13 protein-coding genes and 1 pseudogene are annotated in these 16,298 nt (G+C 68.7%); 7 read left to right on the forward strand and 7 right to left on the reverse strand.

What is annotated here, in order from left to right; genetic code table 11:
• The first annotated feature begins 11 nt into the window (after positions 1 to 11).
• Positions 12 to 938, forward strand: a complete 927-nt coding sequence (locus U5A56_RS09440; RefSeq protein WP_321921975.1) for a LysR family transcriptional regulator — start codon at positions 12 to 14, stop codon at positions 936 to 938.
• 569 nt (positions 939 to 1,507) lie between these two features.
• Positions 1,508 to 2,593, forward strand: a complete 1,086-nt coding sequence (locus tag U5A56_RS09445) for a porin (protein ID WP_043174467.1) — start codon at positions 1,508 to 1,510, stop codon at positions 2,591 to 2,593.
• A gap of 168 nt (positions 2,594 to 2,761) precedes the next feature.
• Here the strand turns inward: U5A56_RS09445 and U5A56_RS09450 are convergent, their stop codons facing one another.
• On the reverse strand, positions 2,762 to 3,100 hold the full coding sequence (locus U5A56_RS09450; protein WP_006398637.1) for a P-II family nitrogen regulator: 339 nt from the start codon (positions 3,098 to 3,100) through the stop codon (positions 2,762 to 2,764).
• A gap of 103 nt (positions 3,101 to 3,203) precedes the next feature.
• Positions 3,204 to 4,925, reverse strand: a complete 1,722-nt coding sequence (locus tag U5A56_RS09455; RefSeq protein ID WP_321921980.1) for an NAD+ synthase — start codon at positions 4,923 to 4,925, stop codon at positions 3,204 to 3,206.
• Positions 4,926 to 5,034: 109 nt separating this feature from the next.
• Here U5A56_RS09455 and U5A56_RS09460 point away from each other — a divergent pair, with 109 nt between their 5' ends.
• Both U5A56_RS09460 and U5A56_RS37140 read left to right on the forward strand, forming a co-directional pair.
• Complete coding sequence (locus U5A56_RS09460; protein ID WP_321921982.1) at positions 5,035 to 6,213, forward strand: GNAT family N-acetyltransferase; 1,179 nt, start codon at positions 5,035 to 5,037, stop codon at positions 6,211 to 6,213.
• Between the two features lie 80 nt (positions 6,214 to 6,293).
• A pseudogene (locus U5A56_RS37140) lies at positions 6,294 to 6,455 on the forward strand (GIY-YIG nuclease family protein); the annotation flags it as partial.
• On the opposite strand, the gene U5A56_RS37145 reads toward U5A56_RS37140, so the two are convergent.
• Together U5A56_RS37145 and ppa are read right to left on the reverse strand one after the other, a co-directional pair.
• Complete coding sequence (locus tag U5A56_RS37145) at positions 6,404 to 7,234, reverse strand: hypothetical protein (protein ID WP_415749108.1); 831 nt, start codon at positions 7,232 to 7,234, stop codon at positions 6,404 to 6,406. The pseudogene U5A56_RS37140 and the gene U5A56_RS37145 sit on opposite strands and share 52 nt — an antisense overlap.
• Positions 7,235 to 7,282: 48 nt before the next feature.
• Entirely contained in the window at positions 7,283 to 7,810 is a 528-nt protein-coding gene (gene ppa / locus U5A56_RS09470; RefSeq protein ID WP_011885693.1) for an inorganic diphosphatase, read from the reverse strand.
• Positions 7,811 to 8,132: 322 nt separating this feature from the next.
• Here ppa and U5A56_RS09475 point away from each other — a divergent pair, with 322 nt between their 5' ends.
• From U5A56_RS09475 to U5A56_RS09485, 3 genes are all read left to right on the forward strand, one after another.
• Positions 8,133 to 9,572: an aldehyde dehydrogenase family protein gene (locus tag U5A56_RS09475; protein WP_044847737.1), complete on the forward strand. Its 1,440-nt coding sequence runs from the start codon at positions 8,133 to 8,135 to the stop codon at positions 9,570 to 9,572.
• A 76-nt stretch (positions 9,573 to 9,648) separates the two neighbouring features.
• Positions 9,649 to 10,407, forward strand: coding sequence for an SDR family oxidoreductase (locus tag U5A56_RS09480; RefSeq protein WP_044847736.1), 759 nt, complete (start codon positions 9,649 to 9,651; stop codon positions 10,405 to 10,407).
• A 134-nt stretch (positions 10,408 to 10,541) separates the two neighbouring features.
• Positions 10,542 to 11,846, forward strand: a complete 1,305-nt coding sequence (locus U5A56_RS09485) for an MFS transporter (RefSeq protein ID WP_124488442.1) — start codon at positions 10,542 to 10,544, stop codon at positions 11,844 to 11,846.
• Positions 11,847 to 12,013: 167 nt separating this feature from the next.
• Here U5A56_RS09485 and U5A56_RS09490 read toward each other — a convergent pair whose 3' ends face one another.
• The 3 genes from U5A56_RS09490 to hemC are packed head-to-tail and all read right to left on the reverse strand — an operon-like array spanning position 12,014 to position 16,160.
• Positions 12,014 to 13,201, reverse strand: coding sequence for a heme biosynthesis protein HemY (locus U5A56_RS09490; protein WP_044847734.1), 1,188 nt, complete (start codon positions 13,199 to 13,201; stop codon positions 12,014 to 12,016).
• 2 nt (positions 13,202 to 13,203) lie between these two features.
• Positions 13,204 to 15,174, reverse strand: a complete 1,971-nt coding sequence (gene hemDX, locus U5A56_RS09495) for a fused uroporphyrinogen-III synthase HemD/membrane protein HemX (RefSeq protein WP_321921986.1) — start codon at positions 15,172 to 15,174, stop codon at positions 13,204 to 13,206.
• Positions 15,174 to 16,160, reverse strand: a complete 987-nt coding sequence (gene hemC, locus U5A56_RS09500) for a hydroxymethylbilane synthase (RefSeq protein ID WP_044847732.1) — start codon at positions 16,158 to 16,160, stop codon at positions 15,174 to 15,176. Before hemC ends, hemDX begins: the two co-directional genes overlap by 1 nt.
• Positions 16,161 to 16,298 lie beyond the last annotated feature (138 nt).

The raw sequence follows: 16,298 nt of genomic DNA on the forward strand, positions 1-16,298 counted from the left end.
CTGACATGAACATGATGCATCCAGAGCTGCGCCGTCTCGACCTGAACCTGCTGCTCGCGTTCGACGCGCTGTACCGCCACCGCTCGGTCGCCGCGGCCGCGCACGAGCTGGCGATGAGCCCGTCCGCGCTCAGCCACGCGCTCGCCCGGCTGCGCGAAGCGATCGGCGATGCGTTGTTCGTGCGCCTCGGCAACGAGATGCAGCCGACCGTGCGTGCCGACGACATCGCCACCTGGGCCGGCGACGCGCTCGACACGATGTCGAAGGGGCTCGCCCGCGCACGCCGCTTCGATCCCGCGCAAAGCGACCGCACGTTCGTGTTCGCCGCGAGCGACTACACGGCGTTCGCGGTGCTGCCGGCGTTGCTCGCGCGTATCGAGCAGGTCGCGCCGCGGCTGCGGATCCGCGTCGTCCACTCCGACCGGAAGATCTCGATCGACGAACTCGCGGCCGGCCGCATCGACTTCGCGCTCGGCTATCACGAGGAGTCGGCCGCCGACGCGCCGGGCATCGAGGATTTCGACTGGTTCTCGGACGACTACGTGGTGATCGCGAGCGCCACGCATCCGGACATCCGCCGCCGGCTGACGCTCGACCAGTACCTCGCGGCACGCCACGTCGTCGTCACGCCGTGGAACGAGTCGCGCGGCGTCGTCGACTACGTGCTCGACCGGCTCGGTCTCGCGCGGCAGGTCGCCGTGCAGTTGCCGAGCGTGCTGGCCGCACCGTTCGTGATCGCGGAATCGGCACTCCTGATGACGGTGCCGAACCGTGCCGCACAGGCGCTGCGCCACGCGGCGCCGATCCGCATCTTCCCCGCGCCGTTCGAGATCCCGCGCTACACGGTGAAGGTCTACTCGCACGCGAAGCATGCGCGCACCGACGCGCACCGGTGGCTGCGCGCGCAACTGCTAGACATCCGGCCGGCGGGCGGTTGAGTTCGCCGCTCCGGTGCGGCGCGCGGCGCGCCCGCCGCACCAGCGTTTCCGGCGCCCGGGCGGCGGCGGACCACCGCCAATTCATTACGAAATACTTACCAATTCCGCGCGTCCTGCGCTTACGCTCGCGCCCCGGCAACGTCAATAGTGACAATCCTTGACCCACCGGCGCCGAATCCGTGTCTCCCTTGTCTCACAAGGGTTTTCCGGGAGTCGAAGGCCCCTTGGGCACCCGCTGCGCACTGTGTTGCATGGCAAATTGGCGACACGTGTTAGTCAAACAACGATTTCCATCGCCACAAAATTGTATTTTTGCTAAATTAGTAACCAAAGTAGCAAAACGAAGTTCGTGAAATGTAGTTTAGCTTCACGACACAACAAGGAGACCCCGCAAGCCGACCCGGCCGCGCGGGACCGCTCAACGGTTTTCCGTCCGCTTGCCCGCGTGCCGCGCTTACCGGCCCTGCACGAGGTCTCCCTGGTTATCCCGCTTTTCGCTTTTGCCCGGCGCTCGCTGCTCCGGGCATCTCGTGCAGTCTGGGTTGACTTTTTGACAGGGTATGGAGGAGATGATGAAGAAAGCTTTGGTCGCGGCCGCGCTGATGGCTGCTGGGGTGGTTACGGCGCACGCGCAGAGCAGCGTCACGCTGTATGGTCGCCTGGATGCCGGCCTCGAGTACCTGAACGGCCTGCAGAACGGCCACCAAGTGCGCGCGGAAAGCGGCGACTGGGGCACGAGCCTGTGGGGCTTGAAGGGCAGCGAGGACATCGGCGGCGGCAACAAGGTCCTGTTCCACCTCGAAGGCGCGTTCAACACGATGAACGGCGGCCTCGGCACGAGCGGCTCGATCTGGGATCGTTTCGCGACCGTCGGCATCTCCAACGACCGCTACGGTACGCTGCTGCTGGGTCGCGAACTCGCGATCGCGAACGGCGTGTGGGACTTCGATCCGCTGGGCCAGTCGAGCTGGTCGTCGGCATCGCTCGTGCGCGGCCGCAACTGGAACAAGACCAGCAACAACGTGTCGTACCAGTCGCCGCAGTTCTACGGCCTCGACTTCTACGGCCAGTTCGCGTTCTCGAACTCGACCAGCTTCAACGGCAACACGACGGCCGGCCAGCCTGGTCGTGCAGCCGGCGCACAGGTCACGTACACGAACTCGCTGTTCCAGTTGCGCGGCATCTACGACGAAACGCGCGACAGCAACGGCCGCTTCTCGGACGTGTTCAACTACTCGCGTGAATACTTCGCGGGCCTGAACGTGTTCCTCGGCCAGTTCAAGCTGCAGGCGGCTTACCAGTCGTCGCACGCGGACGGCAGCGGCGGCCCGGCCGTCAACAACGGCATCACCGGCACCCAGCAGGTCTGGGGCGGCGTGACGTGGCAGGCCACGCCGGCGGCAGCGCTGATCGCGGCCGTGTACCACGTGAACGCCAACCACGGCGGCGGCAACGCGAACATCTACACGGTCGGCGGTTCGTACAACATCTCGAAGCGCACGCTGTTCGACGTGCAGGTCGCGACGGTGCGCAACAGCTCGACGGCCAACTTCGGCCTGAACGCGAACGGTGCAGGCACCGCCGTGTCGACGGGCAACCCGCATCCGGGCGGCAGCCAGACCGGCGTCTACGCCGGCATCCAGCACCTGTTCTGATCAGGCGCCGTCCAGAGAACGATTCGACAACACTTTCCACGCTGCTGCGAGAGGCGCGTATCGGTGCGGTACCCTCCCGGGTATCCGCACCGTTTTTTATTGGCGGCCCGGGATCGTGCGATCCGCGGCCCGCTCTGCCCGCTCTGCCGAACGGGCCGGATGCGGCGCTCAGACCGCCGCTTCGTTCTCTTCGCCGGTGCGGATGCGGATCACGCGCTCGACGTCCGACACGAAGATCTTGCCGTCGCCGATCTTGCCCGTGCGCGCCGCGCCGATCACCGCGTCGATCACCTGGTCGACCTGCGCTTCCGCGACGACCACCTCGATCTTCATCTTCGGCAGGAAGTCGACCACGTATTCGGCGCCGCGATACAGCTCGGTGTGCCCCTTCTGGCGGCCGAAGCCCTTCACTTCCGTCACGGTCAGGCCGGTGAGGCCCACTTCGGCGAGCGCTTCGCGGACTTCGTCCAGCTTGAACGGCTTGATGATGGCGGTGATGCGTTTCATGATGGTTGTCCCTCAATGCTCGTTTGGATGAAAAATCGCAATCCCGATTTTAAGCCGTAAGTGTAAGCCGTAAGCCGGCCGGCCGCGCACGGCGCGGCACGGCTCAGTCGAGACGTTCGGTAAAGCGTGACGTGATCGGATAGCGCCAGTCGCGTCCGAACGCGCGATGCGTGACGCGAATGCCGATCGGCGCCTGGCGGCGCTTGTATTCGTTGATCTTGATGAGCCGCGTCACGCGCGCGACGTCGGCCTCCGCATAGCCGGCCGCGACGATCTCCGCGAGCGGCCGGTCCTCCTCCATGTACATCCGCATGATCGCGTCGAGCACGTCGTACGGCGGCAGGCTGTCCTGGTCCGTCTGGTTCTCGCGCAGCTCGGCCGACGGCGCGCGCGTCAGGATCCGCTCGGGGATCACGTCGCGCAGCCCGTAGTCTGCCGTGTCGTTGCGATAGCGGCACAGCCGGTAGACCAGCGTCTTCGCGATGTCCTTGATCACCGCGAAGCCGCCGGCCATGTCGCCGTACAGCGTGCAGTAGCCGACCGCCATCTCGCTCTTGTTGCCGGTCGTCAGCACGATCGAGCCGAACTTGTTCGACAGCGCCATCAGCAGCGTGCCGCGGATGCGCGCCTGGATGTTCTCTTCCGTCGCGTCCTCCGCGCGGCCCGCGAATTCGCCCGCGAGCGTCGCGCGGAACGCGTCGAACATCGGCGCGATCGCGATCTCGTCATAGCGCACGCCGACGCGCCGCGCCATCTCCGCCGCGTCGGTGGTCGAGATGTCGGCCGTGTAGCGCGACGGCATCATCACCGCGCGCACGCGCTCGGGCCCGAGCGCGTCGCAGGCGACCGCGAGCACCAGCGCCGAATCGACGCCGCCCGACAGCCCGATCAGCACGCCGGGGAAACCGTTCTTGCCGATGTAGTCGCGCACGCCGGTCACGAGCGCGCGATAGACCTGCGCGTCGACCGGCAGCTCGGGCGCGATCGCACCCGGCAGCGGGCGCGCGCCGTCGAACTCGACGATCGCGTGCCCTTCGTCGAACTGCGGCATCTTCGCGACGAGCGCGCCCTCGCCGTCGAGCACGAACGAGCCACCGTCGAACACGAGCTCGTCCTGGCCGCCGACGAGGTTCACGTACACCATCGGCAGCCCGGTTTCGCGGATCCGCGCGCGCAGGATGTCGATGCGCAGCGCTTCCTTGTTCATGTGGTACGGCGAACCGTTCGGGATCAGCAGCACCTGCGCGCCGGCGGCCTTCGCGATCTGCGCGGCCGACGCATGCCATGCGTCCTCGCAGATGATCACGCCGTATCTGACGCCGTCGAGCTCGAACACGAGCGGCTCGGTGTCGGTCGCGAAGTAGCGCTTCTCGTCGAACACGTCGGCGTTCGGCAGATCCTGCTTGCGGTAGGTGCCGACGATCTCGCCGCCGACGATCAGCGACACCGCGTTGTAGGTGTCGGCCGGCGGCACGCCGCGCTCGATCGGGCGGTTTGCATTACCATCGACGGCTGGCGCGTGCGGAGCGCCCCCCGACGGATCGCCGCCCGCGCTGCGCAACGGATGGCCGACCAGCACCGCGAGCCCGTCGAACGCACGCAGCGCATCGGCGAGCGCGTCGAGCGCGGCGGCCGCCGCCGTGTAGAACGCGGGCCGCAGCAGCAGGTCTTCCGGCGGATAGCCGGACAGCGCGAGTTCGGGCGCGATCATCAGGCGCGCACCATCGTTGTGCGCGGCGCGGGCGGCGGCAATGATCCGCGCGACGTTGCCGGCGAAATCGCCGACGGTGACGTTGATCTGGGCGAGAGCGAGTCGGGTCTTCATGACGGGATCGGCGCAGCCCGGCGGCGCGCCCTGAACGGCTGACGAAAACGCCTCGGAAGCGGGCCACTGCGGCACGCATCCGGCGGCATCCAACTGTACGGATTCACGCTTGAAACACGAACGCATCGATTATCGCACGGGCATCCTGTCGTCCCCCGCCGAGGTGCCGGCCGACGAATGGAACGCGCTGCTCGAGCGCGACGCGCAGCCGACGCCGTTCCTACGCCACGAATTCCTCGACGCGCTGCACGTCGCGCGCTGCGCGGTCGACGACACCGGCTGGTCGCCGCACTTCGTCACGCTGACCGACGCGCGCACCGGCCGGCTCGCGGCGGCCGCGCCCGTCTACGCGAAACAGCATTCGTACGGCGAATACGTGTTCGACTGGGCGTGGGCCGACGCGTACCAGCGCAACGGGCTGTCCTACTATCCGAAGCTGCTGTGCGGGGTGCCGTTCACGCCCGTGCAGGGCACGCGCCTGCTCGCGGCCGACGACGACGCGCGCCGCCGGCTCGCGGCCACGCTGCTCGCGTTCGCCGAGCAAAGCGACGTGTCGTCGCTGCACGTGCTGTTCCCGACCGGCGACGAGGCGCGGCTGCTCGAGTCGATGGGGATGATGTTGCGCGAAGGCGTGCAGTTCCACTGGCTCAACGACGGCTACCGCGACTTCGACGACTTCCTCGGCACGCTCGAGCAGAAGAAGCGCAAGAACATCCGCGCGGAACGTCGCAAGGTGCGCGATGCCGGCGTCACGTTCCGGCGGCTCGCCGGCGAGCAGATCACCGACGCCGACTGGCGCTTCTTCTCGCGCTGCTACCGGCAGACCTATCGCGAGCACTATTCGAGCCCGTACCTGAATCTCGACTTCTTCCGCGCGATCGGCGCGACGATGCCGGAGAACCTGCTGCTCGTGATCGCCGAAGCCGACGGCAAACCGATCGCGAGCTCGCTCGCCGTCTACCGGCGCGGCGCGAACGGCCGCGGCGGCACGCTGTACGGCCGCTACTGGGGCGCGCTCGAACACGTGCCCTGCCTGCATTTCGAAACGGCCTACTATCAGTTGCTCGAATTCTGCATCGAGGCCGGGCTCGACACGTTCGAGGGCGGTGCGCAAGGCGAGCACAAGCTCGCGCGCGGCTTCCTGCCGACCGTCACGCATTCCGCGCACTGGCTCGCGCACCCGGCGTTCTCCGATGCGGTCGCGCGCTTTCTCGAACGCGAGACCGAGCATATCCACGCGTACGTCGACGAGCTGCGCGAGCACGATCCGTTCCGGCGGGGGCCGTGACGGCGGGCGTGAATCATGTCGCTTGCGGCGGCACGCGCCAATTCTGAGACACTGACGGCTTCGCATCCCGCCGCCTCCCCATGTCCTGGTTTCTGTATCTGATCGAGTGTGCCGACGACAGCGTCTACACCGGCATCACGACCGACGTCGCTGCGCGCTTCGACGAGCACGCATCCGGCAAGGGCGCGCGCTATACGCGCTCGCGCAAGCCGCGCGCGGTGCTCGCGTCGTTCCCGCTGCCCGACCGGTCGATCGCGTCGCGCGCCGAGTACTGGGTGAAGCGGCTGACCGCCGCGCAGAAGCGCGAACTGGCGGCCGGAATCCGGACGCTGGAATCGGTGCTGCCGGCCGGGATGTCGATCGACGGGGAAGTCGACGCGGACGGTTTGAAGGCCGGCACGCGGCGACGGATGAAAGTGATGAAGAAGGCGCCGCAGCCCGCCGAAATCGCGATGCAGGCGGTCGAAACGGAACGACCCGTCAGGAAAGCCGCGAAGGCCGGTAGTGACGGGAAAGCATCGCGGTCCGGCAAGACCTCGAAGTCCGGGCAAAGCGCGCAGGTTCGTGCGAAGACGAAGGCAGCTCCAGCCAGCAAGCGTGCGACGAACGGCGACGCTGCCGAAGCAAAAAAGGCCGCGTCGCGCAGCACGGCGGCAAAGCAGGACGAGCCTGCCGTCAACTCGACGCCGAAACGGAAAGCGCCGGCGGCCGGCGGCAAGTCCGTCGCGAAGGCACGCGCCGGCAGCGGCTCGACATCGCTGGCGCGCCGCGGTACGTCGGCGGCCGGAAAGGCCAGAACCGAAGCCGTCGAAGCCGCTGCTCCGGCCACCACCGAGCGCGGCGCAACGGGCGCAATTCGCTCAAGCGGCTCAACTCGATCAACCACCTCAACACGAGCGAAGCGTACGAAAACCTCGCCGAACACCGCCGCGCTGCCCGCGCCCACCCGCACACGAAAGAACACCACCACCGGCGCCAAACCGCGCACAAAACAAAACCGCGCGGCCTCCTGAGGAGACACGCGCGGTTTGCGTTCCGAACGAGCCGGCCGCGAGGCCGGCCAGCCGGCTTACTTCTTGTAGTTCGCGGCGCCGTCGGCGATTTCCTTGTGCGCGGCGTCGATGCCGGCCCAGCCTTCGACCTTCACCCACTTGCCCTTCTCGAGCGCCTTGTATTGCTCGAAGAAGTGCTTGATCTGGTCCTTCAGGTACTCGGGCACGTCGTCGATCGACTTCAGGTTCGCCGTCATCGGGCAGACCTTGTCGTGCGGCACGGCGACGAGCTTCGCGTCGACGCCCGACTCGTCGGTCATCTGCAGCATGCCGAGCACGCGCGAACGCACGATCGAGCCGGCCAGCAGCGGGAACGGCGTGATCACCAGCACGTCGACCGGATCGCCGTCGCCCGACAGCGTCTGCGGGATGTAGCCGTAGTTCACCGGATAGCGCATGCCGGTACCGATGAAGCGGTCGACGACGAGGAGACCCAGCTCCTTGTCCGCCTCGTACTTCACCGGATCGCTTTGCGCGGGGATCTCGATGATCACGTTGAAATCGTGCGGCAGGTCCTTGCCGGCCGGAACATGATTGAAGCTCATAGCGCTCTCTGTTGGTCGATGGAATTCGGGACAGGGGCGCCGCGGCCGTTGCACCGCCGCGGGCGTCCCCGCAGGGAATGCGCCATTATAGCCAATCGACCGGTGGCGTCCGGATGACGATCGGCGCGATAATCGTTCCGGATGTCCGGCCATCGAACCCCGGGTGATGTTGCATGGAAGCCGAGTAGGCGCTGAAGCGTCAACCCGGGTCGACCGCGAAGCATGGGACCCGAGTAGGCGCTAAAGCGCCAACTCAGGTCGACCGCGAAGCATGGGACCCGAGTAGGCGCTAAAGCGCCAACTCGGGTCGACAGGAGCACGCATGGAAGAAGCGAAGCACTTCATCGCAGGCGAATGGACGTTGCCCGCGCAACTGGAGACGATTCCGGTCGTCGACCCGTCCGACGGCCAGCCGTTCGCGACGATCGCGCGCGGCACGGCACCCGACATCGAACGCGCGGTCGCCGCCGCCCGCGACGCATTCGCGGGCCCGTGGGGCGCGGCGAGCGCCGCAGAGCGCGGCCGGGTGCTAATGCGGCTGTCCGCGCGCGTCGCCGACCATCTCGAGGAACTGGCCGCGATCGAGGCACGCGACACCGGCAAGCCGCTGAAGCAGGCGCGTGCCGACGCCGCCGCGCTCGCCCGCTACTTCGAGTTCTACGCGGGCGCCGCCGACAAGCTGCACGGCGAAACCCTCCCCTATCAGGCCGGCTACACGGTACTGACGGTGCGCGAGCCGCACGGCGTCACCGGCCACATCGTGCCGTGGAACTACCCGATGCAGATCTTCGGGCGCAGCGTCGGCGCGGCGCTCGCGGCCGGCAACGCATGCGTCGTGAAACCGGCCGAGGATGCGTGCCTGTCGGTGCTGCGCGTGGCCGAACTCGCCGCCGAAGCCGGGCTGCCGGCCGGTGCGCTGAACGTGGTCACCGGCTACGGCCATGAAGCGGGCGCGGCACTCGCGCGCCATCCCGGCATCGATCACATCTCGTTCACCGGCTCGCCCGCGACCGGCAAGCTGGTCACGCAGATGGCCGCCGAAAACCACGTGCCCGTCACGCTCGAGCTCGGCGGCAAGTCGCCGCAGATCGTGTTCGCCGACGCCGATCTCGAAGCGGCACTGCCCGTGCTCGTGTCGGCGATCGTACAGAACGGCGGGCAGACCTGCTCGGCCGGCAGCCGCGTGCTGATCGAGCGCGCGGTGTACGAGCCGCTCGTCGAACGGCTCGCCACCGCGTTCAACGGGCTGCGGGTCGGCCCGAGCCGCGCGGATCTCGACTGTGGCCCGCTGATCAACGCGAAACAGCAGCAGCGCGTGTGGGATTTCCTGTCCGACGCGCAGCACGACGGCATTCCGATGGCCGGGCACGGCCAGGTCGTCGCCGACGCGCCCGAAAGCGGCTTCTACCAGGCGCCCGCGCTGCTGCGCGACGTGCCGGCGTCGCACCGGCTCGCGCAGGAGGAAGTGTTCGGCCCGGTGCTCGCCGCGATGCGCTTCGTCGACGAAGACGAAGCGGTCGCGCTCGCGAACGGCACGCCGTATGGCCTCGTCGCGGGCATCTGGACCCGCGACGGTGCACGCCAGCTGCGTCTCGCGCGCCGCCTGCGTGCCGGCCAGGTGTTCATCAACAACTACGGCGCGGGCGGCGGCGTCGAGTTGCCGTTCGGCGGCGTCGGCCACTCGGGCCACGGCCGCGAGAAAGGCTTCGAGGCGCTGTACGGTTTCACGACGCTGAAGACGATCGCGATCCGGCACGGCTGAACCAGACGAACGCGGCCGGCAACGGACCGGCCGTGTCCCGCAGCACCCTGCACGCATCCAGCACAGGAGACACACCATGCGGTTGAGCGGCAAGACGGCCCTCGTCACGGGCGGCGGTTCGGGCTTCGGCGAAGGCATCGCGAAGACCTATGCGCGCGAAGGCGCGAACGTCGTCGTCAACGACCTGAACGGCGCGGCGGCCGAGCGCGTCGCGAGCGAGATCGCGCTGGCGGGCGGCAAGGCGATCGCGGTCGCGGGCGACGTGTCGAAGGACGCCGACTGGCGCGCGCTGCTGCAGGCCGCGCTCGACGATTTCCATTCGGTGCAGATCGTCGTGAACAACGCCGGCACCACCCATCGCAACAAGCCGGTGCTCGACGTGACGGAAGCCGAGTTCGACCGCGTGTACGCCGTCAACATGAAGAGCCTGTTCTGGAGCGTGCAGACCTTCGTTCCGTATTTCCGCACGCAGGGCGGCGGCGTGTTCGTGAACGTCGCGTCGACGGCCGGCGTGCGGCCGCGCCCGGGCCTCGTCTGGTACAACAGCACGAAGGGCGCGATGATCACCGCGAGCAAGTCGCTCGCGGCCGAGCTCGGCGCCGACCGGATCCGCGTGAACTGCATCAACCCGGTGCTCGGCGAGACGGGCCTGATGACCGAGTTCATGGGCTGCGAGGACACGCCGGAGAATCGTCGCCGGTTCCTCGCGACGATTCCGCTCGGCCGCTTCTCGACGCCGCAGGACATCGCGAACGCGGCCCTGTACCTCGCATCCGACGAAGCCGAGTTCATCACCGGCGTCTGTCTCGAAGTCGACGGCGGGCGCTGCATCTAGCCGCACGGCCGTGATGGCGCCGCGCCGGCAGCGCCGGCCGGCGCCGCATCCACGCATCGTCATTGCTTCGCACGACACCGGATCGGGCGCCGCCGCGCCGGCTCCGGCCACCACAAGAAAGGACAGGAGACAACATGGCAACATCGACGCAGTCGCTGCCGGGCTCGTCCGGCGCATTCGAGGAAGCAACCTACCGCAAGGTGTCGTGGCGGCTCACGCCGCTCCTGCTGCTGTGCTACGTGGTCGCGTATCTCGACCGCGTGAACGTCGGCTTCGCGAAGCTGCAGATGGCGAGCGACCTGAATCTCAGCGACACCGTCTACGGGCTCGGCGCCGGGATCTTCTTCTTCGGCTACTTCCTGTTCGAAGTGCCGAGCAACATCATCCTGCACAAGGTCGGCGCGCGCGTGTGGATCGCGCGCATCATGGCGACGTGGGGCGTGATCTCGATCCTGACGATGTTCGTCACGACGCCCGCGATGTTCTACGTGATGCGCTTCCTGCTCGGCGTCGCCGAGGCCGGCTTCTTCCCCGGCGTGATCCTGTACCTCACCTACTGGTATCCCGCGCACCGGCGCGGCCGGATGACGACGTTCTTCATGACGGCGGTCGCCTTGTCCGGGGTGATCGGCGGGCCGATCTCCGGCTTCATCCTGAAGGCGTTCAACGGCGTGAGCGGCTGGCACGGCTGGCAATGGCTGTTCCTGCTCGAAGGGATCCCGTCGGTGCTGGCCGGCGTGCTGGTATTCTTCGCGCTCGACGACCGGATCGCGAAGGCCAAATGGCTCACCGACGACGAAAAGGCGCTGCTCACGCGCAACGTCGACGCGGAGGAAGCGACCAAGGAGGACCTGCCGCTCGGCGCGGTGATGGCGAGCCCGCGCGTGTGGCTGATGGCGCTCATCTACTTCTCGTTCGTGATGGGGCTGTACGGCGTCGGCTTCTGGCTGCCGACGATCATCAAGGCGACCGGCGTGACCGACACGTTCATGATCGGGCTGCTGTCGGCGGTTCCGTATGCGGCGGCGGTGGTCGCGATGATCCTGATCGCGCGCAGCGCGGACAAGCGCCGCGAACGACGCTGGCACCTCGCGATTCCGGCCGCATTCGGCGCGCTCGGGCTCGTGCTGTCGGTGATCTGGGCGCACCAGACGGCGCTCGCGATGCTCGGCCTCACGCTCGCGACGATGGGCATCCTGACGACGCTGCCGTTGTTCTGGAGCCTGCCGACCGCGTTCCTCGGCGGCGCGGCGGCCGCGGCGGGCATCGCGATGATCAACTCGATCGGCAACCTCGCGGGCTTCCTGAGCCCGTACATGATGGGCTGGCTCAAGCAGGCGACGGGCGCCAACGACGCGGGCATGTACATGCTCGCCGGGTTCCTCGTGCTTGGCGGGCTGCTCGCGCTGTCGGTGCCGAAGCGGCTCGTCGACAAGTGACGCGGCGCGCCGCGATGCGGTTCGTCGCGAGCGAGGACGACTTGCCGCGCCGGCTCCGCGCGTAGCGCGTCCGGTCCGGTCCGGCGAGCCGGGAACGCATAAGAAAAGCCCCGAAGGCCATCCGGCGTTCGGGGCTTTTTTACGCGCGGCGGGCGAGCGCCGCCGCGTCAGACCACGGTGATCGCGAGCGCGCTTTCGCGGTAGTGCTTCGCCGCCTTGTCGGTTTCGCCGAGGTGCTCGAACAGGCGTGCGAGCGCACGGTGTGCACGCACCTTCAGCGCCTCGTTGTCGGCCTGCTTCAGCGCGGCTTCGAGGAACGACTGCGCCTTGCCCCACAGCTGCTGCTGCTGGCAGAGACGGCCGAGCGCGAACAGCAGGTCGGCATCGTCCGGGTGATCCTTCTTCCAGCCTTCGGCCTTCTGGATAAGCGGCAGCGCATCGCCGCCGGCCGTGTCCGGATAGCGGCGCAGCAGGCGCGCATCCCAGTTGTGCGCGAGCGCGTCCTCGACGATGCGGCGCGCTTCGGTGCGGCGCTCGAGCGTCACCAGCAGCTCGGCCGCGAGATCGGCCAGGCGCGGCGACTGGCGCTCGAGCGGCGACAGCGACTGCCACACCTCGAGCAGCGCGTCCGGGTCGTGCCGGCGTTCGCGCAGCAGGTTCTCCGCCGCCTGCTGGCGCAGCCGCACGGCCGCGGCCGGATGCAGCGCCTCGCGTTTCTCGAGCGCCTTTGCGAGCTTCAGCACCTCGGCCCAGTTCTTCAACTGCTGCTGCGCGCGCAGCGCGACCTGCTGCGCATGGATGCGCTTGCCGCCCGCCTGCAGGTCGGCCAGCGCGGCGAGCGCGCCGTCGGCATCGCGCGCATCCGCGCGCATGTCGGCCGCGGCGAGCAGCCGTGCGTCCTGCCATTCCGGCGCGTCGACCTTCGACAGCCAGTCGTCGCGGCGCGTGTACTCGTGCATCCGGTGCGCGGCGGTGGCCCCGACGAGACTCGCGGCGCCCTGGTTCGCATCGACCGCGAGCGCGTCGCGCGCAGCCTTCTCGGCGCGCGAGAAGCGGCCCGCGTACAGGTTCGCGATCGCGTCGCGCAGCGACGCTTGTGCCTTCTCGTTGCGCGAACGCGCACGATACGCGGCGACCCGCTGCGGCATGCGCCAGATGTTGCGCACGATGCGCAACAGCGCGTACACGACGATGAACAGCACGACGATGGAGATCACGAACAGGTTCAGCGACACGTCGACGCGGTACGGCGGATAGACGAGCAGCACCTGCCCCGCGTCGAAATGGCCGACGGTGGCGAGTGCCGCGGCGATCGCGAACAGGATCGCGAGCCAGACGATTCCTCGAAGCGTCATCGTTACCCCCGGCTCTTGAACTGCTGAACGGCGTTCAGGCTCGTGTTCAGGTTCGGCACCGCAACCGTCAGCGATGCACCGTCGACCTGCTTGAGCAGATCCTCGACGGTCTGCGTGTCCTTCGATGCCTGGTCGAAATACTTGCCGAGCGACGCCTGCGCGGCGTGCAGGTCGGCCTTCATCGCGCCGTCGTTGCGCGCGAGCAGCGACAGCCGCGCGGTGAGCAGGCGCAGCTTCACGTTCTCGCGCACGAAGTAGCCCTGGTCGGGCGACGCGAGCATCGCGTCGGCATTGTCGATCCGGCGCACCTGCACGAGGCCCTTCAGCTGCTCGCCGAGCCCGGCCGAGAAGTCATGCCACCACACCTTCCAGCGCGGCGTGTCGGCTGCCACCGGCGACGCGGCCTCGGCCGGCGCGGCCTTCGGCGACGCGTGCGGAACCATCGCCTCGCCCGACAGCGGCAGCGCGTCGATCTTCGCGATCGCGTCGTCGAGCTTGATCGCGAGGCCCGTGAGGTCGGCCGACGGCGCGGCCTTCAGCTTCTCGATGTCCTGCGCGAGCGCCTTGCGCACCGTGACGGCTTGCGCGCTCTGCGACGTCGCGAGGCGCGCGTCGGCATTCTGCAGCGCGATCAGCGCGAGCTGCGTGTTGCCGGTGAGCTGCAGTTGCTGGCTCGCGCTCGACAGCATCTGGTCGACTTCCTCGAGCATCCACGCGTCGCGGTTGCGCGACAGGTCCTGGTATTGCTGCTGCAGCGCCTGCTGCGCGCTCTGCGCGTCGGCGAGCTTGCCGTCGAGCTGCGCGAGCTGCGTGTCGACCTGGTGCGTGCCCGCGAGCGCCTGCTCGGTCTTCATGCGGATCTCGGCCGTCTGCGCATCGAGCGCCTTCTGGCGTGCGACGAACGAATCGTCGAGCCGGTCGACCTTGCGGTTCAGCGCATAGCCGCCAGCGCCCGCCGCGCAGCCGAGCACGACGACGACGAACCACAGCACCGCGCTGCCGCCGCGGCGCGCAGGCGGTTCGGACGCCATATAGGCGGGACGGGACGGCGGTGCGGAAGCAGCGGCCGGCTGGGAAGCGACGCTTTTGGAATCGTTGGTATCTGTCATGCGTTTAGTCACCGGTGCGGCTGTCGCCGGTTGGACGGCCTCGTCGGCCATCGTTCGAAACGCGCGGACGATGCGCTCATCGCCCGCGCCGGTCAGCGTAATCCTATCAAAACCCAGTGCGCGCGCGGTCTGCTCGATGCGCGGGTGCGGCGTCACGAGCGGCGCGTGCTTCAGCGCCTCGATCTCGGCGTCGTTCAGGTGCGTGCGCGCGAGTTCGTGCAGGTTGCGCACGCCCTCCGAGCTCGTGACGAGCCACCCGTGCGGCGCGCCGGCGAGCAGCGCATGCACGCGCTCCCACGCGCCGACGCGCGGCTCGGGCACGACGCGCCGGTACGCGGCCACCAGCGTGACGTCCGCGCCGGCTTCGCGCAGCCGCTCGGCGAGCCATTCGCGCCCGCCGTCGCCGCGCACGATCAGCACGCGCTTGCCCGCCAGCGCCTGCGCGCCGCCGAACGCGGCCTCGATGCTCGCGAACAGGCTTTCCGAATCGTAATGCGGGACGCCGCCGTCGGCGGGCGCCTGCGGCGCGATCACGCGATGCGCGGGCGCCGCGATGGCGTGGCGCTCGAGCGCCGCGACGCTGCCGGGCCCGACGACGCCGACCGGCAGCGCATTCGGCCAGATCGCGCCGTACTGCGCGAGTGCGCGGTCGATCGCGTTCGGCGACACGAAGATCACGAGCGCGTAGTCCGCGAGCGCCGCGAACGCGGCGTCGAGCGGCGCCGGATCGTCGACCGGCGCGATGTCGATCAGCGGGAATTCGAGCACGTCGCAACCGGCCTCGGCCAGTTGGGCCGCCAGCGCGGCCGACTGGCCGTCCGGGCGTGTCAGGACGGCGGTGAACGCGCGCGCGCCGCCCGCCATCAGGCGTCGCCCTTGCCGGCCTGCGAGCCGGCGAGCAGTGCGTTGACGATGTCGAGCGCGCCCTGCGCCTCGAGCTCGTCGGACACCGCGCGGCCGAGCGCGAGCGCATCGGCGACGGTCATCACGGCGCCGCACTCCTCGGCGGTCAGCACGCGCCGGCCGTCGGTCGTCGACACGCGGCCCGTCAGGTACAGCTCGCCCGCGCGCCACACCGCGTGCGCGGCAAGCGGCACCTCGCAGCTGCCGCCGAGCGCGCGCGACACCATCCGCTCGGCCTCGACCGCGAGCGCGGTCTGCGGGTCGTGCAGCGGCGCGAGCCATCCGGCGACGTCCGTGCGGTGCGCGGCGATTTCGATGCCGAGCGCGCCCTGGCCGGCGGCCGGCGGGCTGTCCTCGACGTCGATCAGCGCGCGGATCCGCGCTTCGAGGCCGAGACGCTTCAGGCCCGCGGCCGCGAGGATGATCGCCGCGTAATCGCCGCGATCGAGCTTCGACAGGCGCGTGTCGAGGTTGCCGCGCAGCGGCAGCACGTCGAGGTGCGGATAGCGCGCGCGCAGCATCGCCTCGCGGCGCAGGCTCGACGTGCCGACGACGGCGCCGGCCGGCAGCGCGTCGAGCGACGCGTAGTCGTTCGACACGAACGCGTCGCGCGGATCCTCGCGCTCCATGATCGCGGTCAGCGCGAAACCGTCGGGCAGCGCCATCGGCACGTCCTTCAGCGAATGCACGGCGAGGTCGGCACGGCCGTCGGCGAGCGCATTCTCCAGCTCCTTCACGAACAGGCCCTTGCCGCCGACCTTCGACAGCGTGCGATCGAGAATCTGATCGCCACGGGTCGTCATCCCGAGGATTTTCACGTCACAAGCTGGATATAATTTGCGCAGCGCATCACGCACATGTTCGGCTTGCCACATCGCGAGGCGGCTCTCGCGCGAAGCGATCGTCAGCGTCGCGGGAGCTTGTGCCGCAAGAGTCTCGGAATTCATTGCTGGAACATCGAAGGACGGGATTGAAGATCGAACAATGGTAGCACGCACGCCCCGGCCCGCCCGGGCCCGGAGCCTGCGCCCGCCGCGCTTCGGCGCGGGCGGCGACACCGATGCGCGGATGTGCCGCACGTAGCT

The sequence above is a fragment of the Burkholderia sp. BCC1998 genome, from assembly GCF_905339875.1.
GTDB lineage: Bacteria > Pseudomonadota > Gammaproteobacteria > Burkholderiales > Burkholderiaceae > Burkholderia.